The organism is Marinococcus tarijensis, assembly GCF_054971385.1.
In genome coordinates this window covers 1-14110 of sequence record NZ_JBQOJA010000030.1, presented here as the reverse complement: position 1 = coordinate 14110, position 14110 = coordinate 1, and the positions used below count along the sequence as shown (strand labels likewise).

At 46.6% G+C, this 14110-nt stretch carries 18 protein-coding genes; 8 read left to right on the top strand and 10 right to left on the bottom strand.

The annotated features are described in order from the left end of the window. Positions 1-107 precede the first annotated feature (107 nt). The 10 genes from ACTTK7_RS14280 to ACTTK7_RS14235 form a co-directional block, all read right to left on the bottom strand. Entirely contained in the window at positions 108-1397 is a 1290-nt protein-coding gene (locus ACTTK7_RS14280) for a homocysteine synthase (RefSeq protein WP_462868753.1), read from the bottom strand. A gap of 72 nt (positions 1398-1469) precedes the next feature. Next, entirely contained in the window at positions 1470-2093 is a 624-nt protein-coding gene (locus tag ACTTK7_RS14275; protein ID WP_462868752.1) for a helix-hairpin-helix domain-containing protein, read from the bottom strand. A 132-nt stretch (positions 2094-2225) separates the two neighbouring features. Then, entirely contained in the window at positions 2226-2975 is a 750-nt protein-coding gene (locus ACTTK7_RS14270; protein WP_462868751.1) for a class I SAM-dependent DNA methyltransferase, read from the bottom strand. A gap of 66 nt (positions 2976-3041) precedes the next feature. Then, entirely contained in the window at positions 3042-3398 is a 357-nt protein-coding gene (gene rsfS, locus ACTTK7_RS14265; RefSeq protein ID WP_462868749.1) for a ribosome silencing factor, read from the bottom strand. 13 nt (positions 3399-3411) lie between these two features. Beyond that, positions 3412-3975: a bis(5'-nucleosyl)-tetraphosphatase (symmetrical) YqeK gene (gene yqeK / locus ACTTK7_RS14260; RefSeq protein ID WP_462868747.1), complete on the bottom strand. Its 564-nt coding sequence runs from the start codon at positions 3973-3975 to the stop codon at positions 3412-3414. Next, the gene (locus ACTTK7_RS14255) at positions 3962-4537 is read right to left on the bottom strand and encodes a nicotinate-nucleotide adenylyltransferase (RefSeq protein ID WP_462868746.1); all 576 of its coding nucleotides are present in this window, start codon (positions 4535-4537) and stop codon (positions 3962-3964) included. Before ACTTK7_RS14255 ends, yqeK begins: the two co-directional genes overlap by 14 nt. A 16-nt stretch (positions 4538-4553) precedes the next feature. Next, positions 4554-4847: a ribosome assembly RNA-binding protein YhbY gene (yhbY, locus tag ACTTK7_RS14250; protein ID WP_462868745.1), complete on the bottom strand. Its 294-nt coding sequence runs from the start codon at positions 4845-4847 to the stop codon at positions 4554-4556. Beyond that, on the bottom strand, positions 4837-5691 hold the full coding sequence (gene aroE / locus ACTTK7_RS14245) for a shikimate dehydrogenase (RefSeq protein WP_462868744.1): 855 nt from the start codon (positions 5689-5691) through the stop codon (positions 4837-4839). Before aroE ends, yhbY begins: the two co-directional genes overlap by 11 nt. Continuing rightward, positions 5692-6795 carry a ribosome biogenesis GTPase YqeH gene (yqeH, locus tag ACTTK7_RS14240; protein WP_462868742.1) on the bottom strand — a complete coding sequence of 368 codons (1104 nt, stop codon included), beginning with the start codon at positions 6793-6795 and terminating at the stop codon, positions 5692-5694. It lies immediately after the preceding gene. After that, a complete protein-coding gene (locus ACTTK7_RS14235) occupies positions 6792-7310 on the bottom strand; it encodes a YqeG family HAD IIIA-type phosphatase (RefSeq protein ID WP_462868770.1) in 519 nt (172 codons plus the stop codon). Before ACTTK7_RS14235 ends, yqeH begins: the two co-directional genes overlap by 4 nt. Positions 7311-7675: 365 nt before the next feature. On the opposite strand from ACTTK7_RS14235, the gene ACTTK7_RS14230 reads away from it, so the two are divergent. The 8 genes from ACTTK7_RS14230 to ACTTK7_RS14195 all read left to right on the top strand — a co-directional run bounded on the left by ACTTK7_RS14230 (position 7676) and on the right by ACTTK7_RS14195 (position 13992). Further along, positions 7676-10081, top strand: coding sequence for a Na+/H+ antiporter subunit A (locus ACTTK7_RS14230; RefSeq protein WP_462868741.1), 2406 nt, complete (start codon positions 7676-7678; stop codon positions 10079-10081). After that, positions 10078-10500: a Na(+)/H(+) antiporter subunit B gene (locus ACTTK7_RS14225; RefSeq protein ID WP_462868740.1), complete on the top strand. Its 423-nt coding sequence runs from the start codon at positions 10078-10080 to the stop codon at positions 10498-10500. The genes ACTTK7_RS14230 and ACTTK7_RS14225 overlap by 4 nt, the downstream gene beginning before the upstream one ends. Continuing rightward, entirely contained in the window at positions 10500-10841 is a 342-nt protein-coding gene (locus ACTTK7_RS14220) for a Na(+)/H(+) antiporter subunit C (RefSeq protein ID WP_022793834.1), read from the top strand. The genes ACTTK7_RS14225 and ACTTK7_RS14220 overlap by 1 nt, the downstream gene beginning before the upstream one ends. Beyond that, positions 10834-12321, top strand: a complete 1488-nt coding sequence (locus tag ACTTK7_RS14215) for a Na+/H+ antiporter subunit D (RefSeq protein WP_462868739.1) — start codon at positions 10834-10836, stop codon at positions 12319-12321. The genes ACTTK7_RS14220 and ACTTK7_RS14215 overlap by 8 nt, the downstream gene beginning before the upstream one ends. Further along, positions 12321-12797, top strand: coding sequence for a Na+/H+ antiporter subunit E (locus tag ACTTK7_RS14210; RefSeq protein ID WP_462868738.1), 477 nt, complete (start codon positions 12321-12323; stop codon positions 12795-12797). Before ACTTK7_RS14215 ends, ACTTK7_RS14210 begins: the two co-directional genes overlap by 1 nt. A gap of 2 nt (positions 12798-12799) precedes the next feature. Beyond that, complete coding sequence (locus ACTTK7_RS14205; protein ID WP_462868768.1) at positions 12800-13084, top strand: Na(+)/H(+) antiporter subunit F1; 285 nt, start codon at positions 12800-12802, stop codon at positions 13082-13084. Next, positions 13068-13451: a monovalent cation/H(+) antiporter subunit G gene (mnhG, locus tag ACTTK7_RS14200; RefSeq protein ID WP_462868737.1), complete on the top strand. Its 384-nt coding sequence runs from the start codon at positions 13068-13070 to the stop codon at positions 13449-13451. Before ACTTK7_RS14205 ends, mnhG begins: the two co-directional genes overlap by 17 nt. Before the next feature lie 268 nt (positions 13452-13719). Next, positions 13720-13992, top strand: coding sequence for an HU family DNA-binding protein (locus ACTTK7_RS14195; protein WP_022793829.1), 273 nt, complete (start codon positions 13720-13722; stop codon positions 13990-13992). Positions 13993-14110 lie beyond the last annotated feature (118 nt).

Genomic DNA, 14110 nt, shown 5'->3' with positions numbered 1-14110 from the left:
AAGTATCCAAAGGACGGGGATCGTGTTCACCCCCATTGTTAAATATTAAGATAGGAAAAAGAAAAAGAAAGGGCCTGCCCAGCGAGGCAGGCTTTGTCGTTCGTGGTTTATTTCTGGCTTTCCTGGAGGGCTTCTTCTAAATCCCGGAGAATGTCGTCTATATGTTCGATGCCGACGGAAACCCGGATAAGGTCTGCCGACACCCCTGCTGCACGCTGATCATCCTCAGAGAGCTGCTGATGCGTGGTGCTTGCCGGATGAATAACTAACGACTTTGCGTCTCCGACATTCGCTACGTGCGAATGCAGATTGCAGGCTTCGATAAATTTTTTCCCTTCGGCAAGACCACCTTTGATGCCAAAGGTCAGAATGGCCCCTTTTCCTTTCGGCAGATATTTTTTCGCTGTAGCATACGTTTCATGTGAAGAAAGTCCGGGGTAGTTCACCCAGTCCACCAGCTCATGCTGCTCCAGAAATGACGCTGTCTTTTCGGCATTTTCACAGTGGCGCTCCATTCGCAGATGAAGCGTTTCAAGCCCCTGGAGAAGCAAAAATGAATTCATCGGAGAAATAGCCGGTCCTAAATCACGAAGCAGCTGCACACGTGCCTTTAAAATATAGGCCATTTCTCCAACCGCTTCGGTAAATACGACACCGTGATAACTCGGGTCCGGCTCTGTAAGCCCAGGGAATTTGCCGTTATCCCAGTTGAAGTTTCCACTGTCCACAATCACGCCGCCAATAGTCGTGCCGTGTCCGCCAATAAATTTTGTTGCCGAATGTACGACGATATCTGCGCCGTGGTCAATGGGCCGGCATAGAATAGGTGTAACTGTCGTAGCGTCCACTATTAAAGGCAGCCCGTTATCGTGAGCCACCCCGGCAATTTTTTCAATATCAAGTACATTGCCGTTGGGATTTCCAATAATTTCGCTGAATATTAATTTTGTATTTTCATTTATCTTTTCCTCGTACGCCCGTGGGTCCGTACCATCCACCAGATGCACCTGGATGCCCATTTTCGGAAGCGTATGCATAAACATATTGTACGTGCCTCCGTACAAGCCGCTCGAAGCGACAATTTCATCTCCGGCGCTGCAAATGTTCAGCACGGCAATATGAATAGCGGAACTGCCGCTTGCAGTAGCAAGCGCACCGATGCCTCCATCCAACGCAGCCATTCGTTTTTCAAACACATCGGAGGTCGGGTTCATGATCCGTGTGTAAATATTCCCAAATTCCTGAAGGCCAAATAAATCAGCGGCATGGTCGGTATCATTAAATTCATAGGACGTTGTCTGGTAGATAGGCACAGCTCTTGCGTTAGTGGCGGGGTCGGGAGTTTGACCCGCATGCACAGAAAGCGTTTCAAGTTTCCAGTCTTTATGTTCTTCCACAGGAAAGCTCCTTTCTCTCAAAGCAATAGTATTTCTTCCTTAACTTTATCAGACTATTTCGAAAAGTAAATATTAGAGAGAAATGTAATCCCGGAGCTGCTCCACTGTCTTTTCCCCAATTCCGCTCACGTTGGATAAGTCTTCGATCGTTTCAAAGGAGCCGTTCTCCTCCCGGTAGCTTAAAATAGCTGCGGCTTTTGCCGGGCCGATCCCAGGTATGGCTTCCAAATCCACCTGCTCCGCCTCATTCACATTGACCACAGGCTCTTCCTCACTGCTTTCTTCGGGCGGGCCAGTAATTGTTTCCTCCCCTTCCCCAGGTATATGAATAACCATTTCATCCTCTACTCTTTCTGCAAGGTTTACCTGAAGCATATCCGCTTTGTCCGTAATTCCGCCCGCCTTCTGGATCGCTTCTTCCACTCTCTCATCTGACTGAAGTGTATAAACGCCCGGGGCATGCACTTCGCCTTTCACATCGACCCGGACCTCCCCGCCGGGCTCTTCGGTTTCCTGCTCAAAACCACTTCCGGAGGCTTCTTCCTGCACTGTTTCTTTCACTTGATTTTCCCATGGAACGGCTTCCTGCTTTTCCGACTGTTCCCCCGGTAGTCCGCTCCAAAATAACAGAAACATAATTCCAAGGCACACGGCTCCGCCGGCGCTGACTGCAATTAATTTCCAACGGCTCGTCAAAGAAAGCATCAACTCCAGATTCTTTTTATTTGTTTAATAGGTAAAGGGAAATTCGGGAGGGGAAGGGGGGGGACAGGCCCCCCCCATGTTGCAGAGGAGAGTATTCACTTCTATATATTACAATATTTTACACTATTTGTCTGTTTTTTTCGCCAAAAAGAATATACGCTCGCTTTCTTCATCCGGAAAATCCGCCGTGAAGTCAGCTGTGATACGGACAGTCGAAAAACCCGCTTCCTCGAGCCACTCTTTGTATTCATTAACGGCAAACGTACGCTGTACATGATCCTCATCAAACCGGCTGTAGGTGCCGTCCGCATTTTTCGAAAAAATAGTCAGCTCGTGCTCGACCTCCCAGATTTGTTCTGAAGGATACACATCCCATATAAAAGAAATCTCTTCATCATTGTCTGCATAGGAGACCTCAGACAAAATATCCTCTATGTAGTGAGTGGAATGAACGTCGAACATAAAAGCACCACCCGCTTCAAGATGATTATACACACCGGCAAAGGTGGCTTTAACATCCTCCCGCTTCGTTAAATAGTTCAGGGAATCACAAAAACAAAAAATAAGCTGGTACGTATCCGGCGCGTCCAAATACCTCATATCCTGATGGAACAATACAGGTCTTTCCCGTGAAGCACTCCATTTCTCTGCTGCCACTGCAAGCATGTCTGCTGAAAGATCCATGCCGTCAGCGGGAAAGCCTTCGTTATAGAGACGTTTCATGATCTCTCCGGTTCCGCATCCAATTTCAAGCATTTTCGGATTACTGGCCGGGGCTTCCTTTATGACAGCTTCTTTCCAGGCATCATACGGAGCGTCAGCCATCAGCCGGTCATACACTTCGGCAAAGCCTTTATACATTGAGTGGGCCATTCTGTACTTCCCTTCATTCTAAATTAGAAAAAGGCCTGATTTTTCAGGCCTTTCAGGCTTGCGTTGTTACTGGGAAAGCACCGTTTCGAGTTCCACGTATGCGGCGTCTCCCCATAATTTTTCAAGGTTGTAATAATTTCTTTCGTCTTCATGAAAAATGTGTACGACGACATCCCCGAGATCGATCAGCACCCATTTTGCTTCGTTATAGCCTTCAAGCCTCTGTACATCGAGGCCCTGCTTGTGCGCAGCCTTTTTCAGTTCTGTGGCAATCGCCTGTACCTGCTTTTCAGAAGTGCCGTGGCCGATAACAAAATAATCTGCAACCGGCGAAACCCCTCTCATATCCAGTGCTACAATATCATGTGCATTCTTGCTGTCAGCAGTTTGTACCGCTAATTCAAGCAGTTCCTTTTCGTTCATCTACAGGCCTCCATTATTTGTGTTCCATCACCAGATCGTTGTAAGCGGCAAGCGTATCTGGAAATACTGGAACATTTTTTGAAATTAAAAATTGAATCGTGTTTCCAAGAGCCATTACGATGGCAGCGTCTATATCTGTTTCTGCCGCCTCCCGGACTTCTTCCACTCCAGGGAATGTGCGGTTTGGTTCTATATAATCCGCTAAAAACAGCACCTTTTCGTAAGCTGTCATGTTTGGCTTTCCGGTCGTATGCCAGTAAATAGAAGAAACAATATCCGCGTCTTCAATCCCGGCTTCTGTCTGAATAAAATAAGCACCGGCAGGGGCATGAAGCAGTTCGTCACCGTAGGCGATAAACCTGCCGGCTCCTTCTTTTCCGCGGAGCAGTTCACGCATCTCTTCGACAGGACGATATTTAGCATAGTCATGCAAAATAGCTGCTATCTCTACTTTATTATAATCGATATCAAACCGTTCTGCCAAATATAAAGCGGTCTCCCGTACACCGAGCGTATGCTTGTATCTGTTTTCCGTCAATTGTTCTTTAACGATTTGAAGAGCTTCATTTTTGTCCATACAGTTTTTTCCTCTCAATCTCTTTTAATACATTATCCGGCACAATATAGCGGACGGTTTCGCCGTCTCTGAGCCGCCGGCGTATCATTGAAGAAGAAACGTGCATCACAGGAGCTTCCACCTGGGTCAGCCACGAAGGCTTGTGGCCGTTGTAGCCGGGCCGATTCACAAATATAAATTCAACCAGCCTGCGCAGCTTTTCGATATCCTTCCATTTATCCATCTGGTCTGCCATGTCGCCGCCGATCAAAAAGTAAAACTCTGTTTCCGGCGCCTGCTGCTTAAAGTAACGTACTGTATCAATTGTATACGAAGGCCCGCCGCGTTCGATTTCCACGGAGGACGTGCGAAACCCGGGATTATCCTCAATCGCTGCTTCTACGAGCCTCAGACGTTCTTCCCCGGAAATCATATTCTCCCTTTGCTTATGTGGCGGTGTGTGCACTGGGATAAACCAGACTTCATCCAGATTTAATGCATTTTTTGCCTCTTCCGCCATAATCAGATGAGCTAAATGCGGCGGATCAAATGTGCCTCCGAACAGGCCGATACGTTCATTCATAATAGCTTCTCCTTGTTTACTTTGGAAGTTCAATCCCAGGATTGTCTTTCGATCTCCGGTACAGTACGATCGTGTTTCCGATTACCTGCACAACTTCAGAGCCGGTACCTTCGGCAAGCTCAGACGCCACTTCATGCTTATCTTCCATGCAGTTCTGCAGCAGATTCACTTTCAGAATCTCTCTTTTTTCAATCGCTTCGTCCACATGGGTAATAATTTGTTCATTCATACCTTCTTTTCCAATTTGAAAAAGCGGCTTTAACGAATGCGCTTCTCTGCGCAATGCACGCTTTTGTTTATTATTCAGCATTATTTTCTCCTTTTAAATGATCTTCGACAAGCATCTGCATAGCTTTACGGTCCGGTTCTTTTCCCGTCCAGTATTTAAACGCAAGTGCTCCCTGGTTAACAAACATTCCACTTCCATTCAGAGTATCAAGCCCCGCGTTTCTGGCATCCTTTAACCATCTGGTCTCCCATGGGTTGTAGATGAGATCACTGCATAGCGCAGATGCTTTTACATTTTCAAGACTCCAGGGGGAATTATTTATCCCGGGGCTCATCCCAATCGAAGTAGTGTTAATCAGAATATCGTACTCTTCGTTTCTGCTTTCTGCTTCATCCTTCGCTGCTACTTTGATAGCTGCTATATCCTCCAGATGGCTTTTCAGCTGTTCTGCTTTTTCCTGTGTACGGTTTACGACAGTAATACTCTCAGGACTTCGGAGACTTAACGCGTAGACTACGGCCCGTGCTGCCCCGCCCGCTCCAATCACGAGAATGTCTGCATTTTTGATCTGATCCAATGAACGTACGGCCAGTAAAGATTCCAGATAGCCCTCCCCGTCCGTATTATATCCGACAAGCGCATCATTTTCTCTTACGACCGTATTCACCGCCCCGATTCTTTCGGCTGATGGGTCAAGCTGATCGATATAGTCCATCACCCGTACCTTGTGGGGGATGGTAATGTTGAAGCCCGCAGCCCCAAGCTGCCGCAGCGCCTGTACGCCCTTTTGCAGATCTTCTTCCGGCATATCAAACAAATGGTAGTATCCGTCGACACCGAGCCTTTTGAACTGCTCATTATGCATCTGAGGTGACAGGGAATGACCGAGCGGATGGCCGATTAAGCCAAGCAGCGTTTTTGGCAATTAAATCACCGCCTCCCGTTTTGATACTCCCGTGCCGACCGGTACGTAAATATCCACGGAAGCACGTGGGCTAGTCACTGTAATCCACCCGAGCCCCTGTACGACAATGTCTGTCTTTTCCTCTTTAATTTCAATCCGGTGCTTCGTTAATTCCGGTGCATCTTCCACGCGGTACGGCGGTTTCAAGACATCCCCCACCCTGTCCGGATGGAGGCGGTCAGCATTATCCAGCTTGGTGCGGTGCACCGGAAGCCGGTTGGACATAAATACGACAAATGAATTAGGGTCACCCTCGACAAAGTCCATGCGCACATAGCCGCCGATAAATATCGTCTGGCCGCTTTCAAGCTGATATACTTTTGGCTTTAATTCCTTTTCCGGGATGAACTCCTTGCGCTCTTTAAGACTCCGTTTGCGACCGAACTGCTTATCATTGATAAGACCGGGTGTATCATACAGACTTGTCTGCTCATCTAAAGGAACTTCAATCATGTCAAGCGTCGTTCCCGGAAAATGAGAAGTAGTAATATCCTGCTCTTCATTTTCGCCGAATTCAGCAATCAGGGCGTTAATAAATGTCGATTTACCAACATTTGTGCAGCCTGTGACATATACATCCATGCCGTTTCTAAGCTCTTCAATACTAGAAGCAGCTTTCTGAATCCCCTGTTTGTTTTTGGCACTCAGCAACACCACATCCTTCGGCTTTAATCCCTGCTGCTTTGCTTGGCGGCGGATCCAGTGAAGAAGCTTGTTTTCATTTACAGAGTGCGGCAGCAGATCTGTTTTGTTCACCATAAGCAGCACCGGGTTATCACCGACGTATCTTTGAAAGCCGGGAATCCAGCTTCCTTCAAAATCGAATACATCGACAATTTTCACAATAAGTGCTTTTTTTCTGCCAAGCTCGTGCAGTTTATCACGGAAATCCTGGTCTTCCATATCCACATCCTGGACTTCATTATAATGCTTCAAACGAAAACAACGCTGGCAGATCACTGTCGCTCTGTCTACTAGCGCTGATGTCGGGACATACCCGGGTTTATTTTTATCCTCATTTTGAATAGGCGCCCCGCATCCGGCGCAGTACAGCTCTTCGGTCATTGTGGATCCTCCCATTGAATTAATCCTCTGTCTTTTAATCTCTTCATTACCCGGCGCTCTACCTTCCGGTTAATTTTTGTCAGGAAACCATCGCTTTGGGCTACCGGGACAACCAGCACTGTGTAAAACCCGGCCCGGTTCCCACCGAATACATCCGTGAGGACCTGGTCACCGACTACAACCACTTCACGCTTTTTAAGCCCCATCCGTCTGGTCGCTTTTCGAAACGCCCGTCCCATCGGTTTTTTGGCCGAATGGATGAAATGAATGCCATTTGGCTCCGAGAAAGAGCGGACTCGATGCTCGGAATTATTGGAAACAATCGTCACCTGAAACCCCTGCTCCCGCAAAAAGAAAAACCAATCATCAAGCTCGCTTGTTATATTCGGCCGGTCCCATTCCACCAGAGTGTTATCCAAATCAGTGATGATGCCTTTAATATTATTTTCACGCAGGTGTTCTAAATCGAGATCTAAAACACTCGGCAGGTATTCATTTGGCATAAATCGCTTAATCAAAACCCTATCTCCCTTCAAGCAGGCTGATTTTAACTTCTCACCTGCAGCTGACTTTAATATAAAACGAGCTTATTTCTTTTATTTTAACAAACCTTTATCTAAATATCGCAATAATCCGGCGTCGTTTTTCGTTATAAGCCGTACAAACAGCAAGTATAACCGTCAGAAGCTTTTTTTTCAATTTTCTTTAGGCATGTGATGCAATATTGAAAAAAAATTGTGAAAAGCGCCCCTCTCTCTTCCTATATATGTGTTTGAAATGATGGCTGCTTCCGGGATTCGCTTCTAATGCAAGGCGTTTAGATATACGCTATAATGTGAAAAGAATTCAGTGGCGACCGAAACTAACAAGGAGGTTCTTCATGTTTACTATTTTGCACCTTGCCATCATTGCGCCATTTCTGACTGCTGTGCTGGTGCCTCTTGTGTATAAATTTATTCCGCGTATACATACAGGATGGTTCGTATTAATTGTCCCTATTATTCTTTTCAGCTACTTTTTAAGCTACCTACCGGAAGTTTCCGGAACAGGCTCTGTCATGAAAACATTCGAATGGATTCCCTCCTTAGGTGTCAATTACATTGCCTATGTGGATGGCCTTGGCCTTTTGTTTGCGCTCCTGATTACAGGAATCGGAGCTCTTGTTGTTTTGTATTCCATCTATTATCTTGATAAGCATAAAGAGCAGCTGAATAACTTCTATACATATCTGCTTCTTTTTATGGGCGCGATGCTCGGCCTTACGTTGTCAGATAATTTAATCGTTTTGTATACATTCTGGGAAATTACGAGCATATCCTCATTTCTGCTCATTTCTTATTGGTATACGAAAGAAAAATCCCGCTACGGGGCGCTGAAATCACTGCTTATCACCGTTATGGGCGGCTTTGCCCTTTTAGTTGGATTTGTGCTGATCGCTTCTGTAACCGGAACCTACAGCATTCGCGGGATTCTGGAGGCTTCGGACCAGCTTGCCGACAGTCCGCTGTTTCTTCCGGCCATGCTTTTGATTCTGCTTGGAGCATTTACAAAATCTGCCCAGTTTCCGTTTCACATCTGGCTGCCGGATGCCATGGAAGCCCCGACACCGGTCAGTGCCTATCTGCACTCTGCAACAATGGTAAAGGCGGGCATTTACCTGGTTGCCCGCATGACCCCATTGTTTGCAGTCAGCGCCTATTGGTTCTGGCTTGTCACCGGCTTCGGGCTTCTTACTCTTCTATGGGGATCGCTTTCTGCCATTCGCCAGACTGATTTAAAAGGCATTCTCGCGTACTCTACGGTCAGTCAGCTCGGTATGATTTTGTCGATGCTCGGCGCCGGGGCTGCGGCGCTTCACTATGACAGTATTGATAACAACGCCTACACCGTTGCCCTAGCAGCTGCTATTTTTCACTTAATTAACCACGCCACCTACAAAGGCAGCCTGTTTATGATGGTGGGCATCATCGACCACGAAACAGGCACCCGGGACATCCGGCGGCTTGGCGGACTCATGACGTTAATGCCGATTTCCTTTACTATCGCCGTTATCGGCGGCTTTTCCATGGCCGGCCTGCCGCCGTTCAATGGGTTTTTGAGTAAGGAAATGTTTTTCATGTCCATGGTGGAAATTACGCATTTCCCGCAGTACAGCGCAGACTCCATCGGTATTCTGCTTCCGATTGTCGCCTGGACAGCCAGTATTTTCACCTTTGTTTACTGTATGATGATCGTTTTTCGGCCCTTTACTGGAAAGCTTCAAAAGGAAAAGCTTCCAACCAAGCCGCATGAAGCTCCGTTTGGCATGCTTTTGGCTCCTCTCATTCTCGTAGCTCTTGTCGTATTCATCGGCTTTTTCCCGAACACGCTCGTGGCTGCGATTATTGAACCGGCCATGGCTTCTATTATGCCTGAGCTTGCCCAGACGGGGTCGTTTGGGGTGGATATTTATTTCTGGCACGGCTTTTCACCTGAGCTGTTTATGACTATCGGCGTCGTCCTGCTTGGCACAGCCATATTCCTGGCGCTGCAGAAATGGAATAACATGCACGCTGTCTTTCCAGAAAACCGCCTGTTTAACCAGGCGTACAACCGCTCTCTTGAAGGACTCGACCGTTCTTCTCATGCCCTAATGTCCTGGCATATGACCGGACTCGTGAGAGATTACTTTATATACATTTTCTCTTTCACCGTAGTATTGCTCCTTTTCTCTCTTTTCGGCACTGGAGCGTTTACCGTCGATGTCGAAAATATGGTTCCGGTGAGCCCGTACGAAGCAGTACTCTCTCTTGTGCTGGTAGGTTCTTCTCTCATTCTTATGTTTACGCGCTCCCGGCTGAAGGCAGTCATTGCTCTGGGCGTGCTCGGCTATACAGTAGCACTGTTTTTCGTATTGTTCCGTGCTCCGGACCTTGCATTAACGCAATTGACAATTGAGACCGTGTCGGTAACGCTGTTTTTACTTTGTTTTTATCATTTCCCGCAGATTTTCGATGCTTTGAAGGAGACGAAATTCCACGCGGTCAATTTTGTCATCTCCGTCTCAGTCGGGCTCACTGTCACTCTCATTGGGCTTTCGGCCAGCGGCACCAGGCTGTTTCCTGCTATTTCTGATTATTTTTTGGAAAACAGCTATAAAGAAGCCGGCGGTAATAACGTCGTAAACGTTATCTTAGTAGATTTCCGCGGATTTGATACTCTGCTTGAAATTCTCGTTTTAGGTATTGCCTCCCTTGGAGTGTACTCTTTGATTAAATTACGGCTGGCAGGAGGAGAGAATAAATGAAGTACAACGACATTATTTTACAGACAGTAACGAAATTCATTTCATTTCTCATCTTTCTGTTTGCTGTCTATATCTTTTTCAACGGCCACCAGGAGCCCGGAGGCGGGTTTATCGGAGGATTGATGACAAGTGCTGCTCTGGTTCTTCTCCTTCTCGCCTTTGATATGGAAACCATCCGCCGGGCCCTGCCGATTGATTATAAAATCATGACGGCTATCGGACTGGTGTTTGCTGTCGGTACCGGCGTAGGCTCGTTCTTTTTCTCGGCCCCGTTTCTTTCTCAGACATTCGGGTATTTTCATTTTCCCGTATTGGGTGAGTTGGAGCTCACAACCACACTCGCCTTCGATTTAGGCGTTTACCTGGTTGTAATCGGAACGGCTATGACTATTATTCAAACGATCGGAGAGGATAAATAGTGGAAATAATTATGTCTATCCTTGCCGGCTTCTTATTTACTGTCGGTTTGTATTTAATACTGACGAAAAATTTAATCCGCATTATTATTGGCAGCTCAGTTTTAAGCCACGGCGCCCATTTGCTGCTCTTGACCATGGCGGGGCTGAAAACAGGCGCCCCTCCGCTGCTTGGGCTTGAAGCTGACACTTATGTAGACCCGCTCCCCCAGGCACTGATACTGACAGCTATCGTTATCAGCTTTGGAGTAACGTCTTTTATTCTTGTTTTAGGATACCGTACGTACAAAGTGACCGGGGCGGCTGAGACTGACCAACTGAGAGGAACTGATACTGATGAGTAATTGGCTGATCCTTCCGGTCCTTATCCCTCTCATCGCAGGGATCGTGGCCCTGTTTTTTCCAAAGCATGTCACCGCCCAGCGTATTTGGGCATTTATTACGAGCATAATTTTGATTGGTGTCAATATCTTTTTGCTTACGTACATATTGTCCAACGGAATTATGACTCTTGAACTCGGCGGCTGGGAAGCTCCGTTTGGCATTGTTCTGGCAGGGGATTCATTAGCCGTGCTTCTGACGACGACTACGGCGCTTGTAGCGCTGCCTATAGTTTATTTTTCCTTCAGCACCATTGGAGTAGAGAGGGAAAAATATTACTACTACGCCTTTTTCCAGTTTTTAATCGCCGGGGTGTCCGGAGCTTTTCTGACCGGTGATATTTTCAACCTGTTTGTCTGTTTCGAGGTTCTTCTTTTAGCCTCCTACGCTCTGATCGGCCATGGCGGCACAAAAACCCAGCTGAAGGAGTCATTTAACTACGTTATTGTAAACGTTGTTTCTTCTGCTTTCTTCGTTATTGGGGTTGCCTATCTGTACGCCGTGACAGGCACGCTGAATATGGCTCAGCTCAGCGAGCGGGTCAGCGAAGCAGGCTCTGAACCGGTCATTACGGTTATTGCTATTTTATTTTTGATCGTGTTTGGGCTGAAAGGAGCTTTATTTCCTCTTTACTTCTGGCTGCCAGGATCCTACTCGGTCCCTCCAACAGCCATCGGGGCGATATTTGCTGCTCTTTTAACCAAGGTTGGCATCTACAGTATTTTTAGAACCTACTCTGTTATCTTTAATGAGGATACGGCCCTTACACACACCATCCTTCTCGTTCTTTCAGCAGTAACGATGATTATCGGTGTTATCGGCGCAATTGCTTACAGGGATGTTAAACTGATTTTGGTATACAATGTTATTGTAGCTGTTGGGTTTATCCTGTTCGGTGTCGCTTCATTGAACAGCGATGCGTTTGTGGGAGCTATATACTACCTTTTGCATGATATTGTCATTAAAGCAGCCCTCTTTCTGATCATTGGAGCACTGATTACTGCAGCCGGCACCAGTAAACTCTCAGGTATGGGGGGAATTATTAAGCACCACCCGCTTCTCACCTGGATGTTTTTCATCTCTGCCCTCGCTCTTGCCGGAATTCCGCCTCTTGGCGGCTTTCCCGGCAAGCTGATGCTTGTGGTCGGTGGTGCCGAAGCTGGGCATTATATTGTTGTAGCAGTCATGATGGTTGCAAGTCTGCTTGTATTGTATTCCGTCATACGAATTTTCCTGCAGGGGTTTTTGGGAGAACCGACGCTTACCCATGCAGAACAGCACGGAAGTATTAAAGCACAGATGCCTCCAATCGTATTTCTCGTGGCGCTCTCTGCATTCATGGGCTTTGGTGCCGAAGTCATGTATCCTTTTGTGGAAAGCGCAGCAGAAACGCTGATCAATCCCCGTGCCTATGTTGAAGCTGTGTTAGGGGGGAACTCGTAATGTCATTTCAGATTATGATCAATCTTGCCATGGCTCTGCTTTGGATGATCATTAATGATGCCTGGTCGTTTGCATCCTTTATCAGCGGGTTTTTCCTTGGTCTGCTCGTCCTGTACTTTATGAGGGGCTTTTTCCGGGAGAGGCTTTATTTTCACCGGATCTATGCGGCCCTGGCGCTTGTGCTTATCTTCTTTAAAGAATTAATTTTATCGAGTTTTTCTGTTGCCCGGCAGATACTGAGCCCTAAATTAAATATCAGTCCAGGCATCTTTGAAATGGAAACAACTCTTGAAAAAGAATGGGAGATTACGCTTCTTTCGCTTTTAATTACTCTTACACCCGGAACACTTGTAGTAGAAGTTGCTCCGGACAACCGTTCCCTGTTTATCCATGCGATGGACCTGCAGAGTGTGGAAGCGGCTGAAAAAGAAATTCGCAATTCATTCGAAAAAGCGATTAGGGAGGTCAGCAGATAATGATATTAAATGCAATTTATATCACCGCCGCAACGCTTGTTTCGATATCCATCCTGCTCACGCTGTACCGCGTTCTTAAAGGCCCGTCGATGCCGGACCGTGTCATTGCTCTCGACGTTATTGGCATTCAGTTGATTAGTGTAACGGCTCTATTCTGCATTATCTTGAATACGAGCGCGTTCATTGAAGTTATGCTGCTGCTTGCCATCCTGGCCTTCATTGGCACAGTAGCCTTCGCTAAATATATCGAAAAGGGTGTTGTCATTGAGCATGACCGAGATCGTTGACTGGATTGTAGCACTGCTCGCCCTTTTTGGAGCGGCCCTCAGCATCATAAGCGCTGTCGGTCTGCTTCGCCTGCCGGATATCTTCACACGCTCTCACGCTGCCACGAAGGCGGCTACTTTAGGAGTGCTGTGCGTTGTTCTTGGTGCCTTTTTGTTTTTCATGGTACACACACAAACCTTTAGCCTCCGCTTCGTGCTGACCCTTATATTTGTATTTGTGACGGCACCTGTGGGTGGCCACCTGATCGCAAGAGCAGCGTATAATGCTGGCGTTCCGCTGGCAGAGGGAAGCTCGCAGGATGCTCTCAGCCGCTCCAGGGAAAAGAACCGGTCCTACAACGAAGAAAAAACTGATAATGACCATTAGGAAAAAGCTGGGCCGTTTATCTGGTCCAGTTTTTTTGATATTTAATCTTTTTCTCATAAATACTGGAATTCTTATCAAACCCTTGTTATGATAGGGTTTAAGAAAAAAACCAGAATAATGGAAGTATTTTTAAAATATATTTGCTTTATTTCTGGCTTTCCTTCTTAGAAACCTACAAAAATAAATGGAAGGGTTGACATACCGGGCTTTTCATGAGTTAATTTGGTATGAAAGACTCTAAATTTATGGAATGAAAGGGAGTATTTTCATGAACAAGACGGATTTAATCAACGCAGTTTCAGACCAGGCTGAGCTTTCGAAAAAAGACGCTTCCAAAGCTGTAGACGCTGTATTCGACAGCATCACAGAAACTTTGAAAAAAGGCGACAAAATCCAGTTAGTTGGATTTGGAAGCTTTGAAGTACGCGAGCGTGCCGCTCGTAAAGGGCGTAATCCTCAAACGGGTGCAGAAATCAAGATTCCTTCCACGAAAAACCCTGCATTTCGCCCAGGCAAACAGCTGAAAGACGCTGTAAACTAACATAAATATTTAAAAACAGCCTTTCTGATTTAGAAGGGCTGTTTTTTGGCTCTATAATATTTGTTGGGGTACAGACACAAAAAAACACGCAGACTCCCATATCCGTTATACTTGCGTC

Bases quoted from the DNA above. Each gene is read 5' to 3' on its own strand.
- ACTTK7_RS14255 (WP_462868746.1), bottom strand. From the start codon at position 4,537: ATGAATGAACGTATCGGCCTGTTCGGAGGCACATTTGATCCGCCGCAT.
- ACTTK7_RS14210 (WP_462868738.1), top strand. From the start codon at position 12,321: ATGTCATTTCAGATTATGATCAATCTTGCCATGGCTCTGCTTTGGATG.
- yqeK (WP_462868747.1), bottom strand. From the start codon at position 3,975: ATGGACAAAAATGAAGCTCTTCAAATCGTTAAAGAACAATTGACGGAA.
- yqeH (WP_462868742.1), bottom strand. From the start codon at position 6,795: ATGACCGAAGAGCTGTACTGCGCCGGATGCGGGGCGCCTATTCAAAAT.
- ACTTK7_RS14215 (WP_462868739.1), top strand. From the start codon at position 10,834: ATGAGTAATTGGCTGATCCTTCCGGTCCTTATCCCTCTCATCGCAGGG.
- ACTTK7_RS14230 (WP_462868741.1), top strand. From the start codon at position 7,676: ATGTTTACTATTTTGCACCTTGCCATCATTGCGCCATTTCTGACTGCT.
- ACTTK7_RS14195 (WP_022793829.1), top strand. From the start codon at position 13,720: ATGAACAAGACGGATTTAATCAACGCAGTTTCAGACCAGGCTGAGCTT.
- ACTTK7_RS14270 (WP_462868751.1), bottom strand. From the start codon at position 2,975: ATGGCCCACTCAATGTATAAAGGCTTTGCCGAAGTGTATGACCGGCTG.
- ACTTK7_RS14225 (WP_462868740.1), top strand. From the start codon at position 10,078: ATGAAGTACAACGACATTATTTTACAGACAGTAACGAAATTCATTTCA.
- mnhG (WP_462868737.1), top strand. From the start codon at position 13,068: ATGACCGAGATCGTTGACTGGATTGTAGCACTGCTCGCCCTTTTTGGA.
- rsfS (WP_462868749.1), bottom strand. From the start codon at position 3,398: ATGAACGAAAAGGAACTGCTTGAATTAGCGGTACAAACTGCTGACAGC.
- yhbY (WP_462868745.1), bottom strand. From the start codon at position 4,847: ATGCTGAATAATAAACAAAAGCGTGCATTGCGCAGAGAAGCGCATTCG.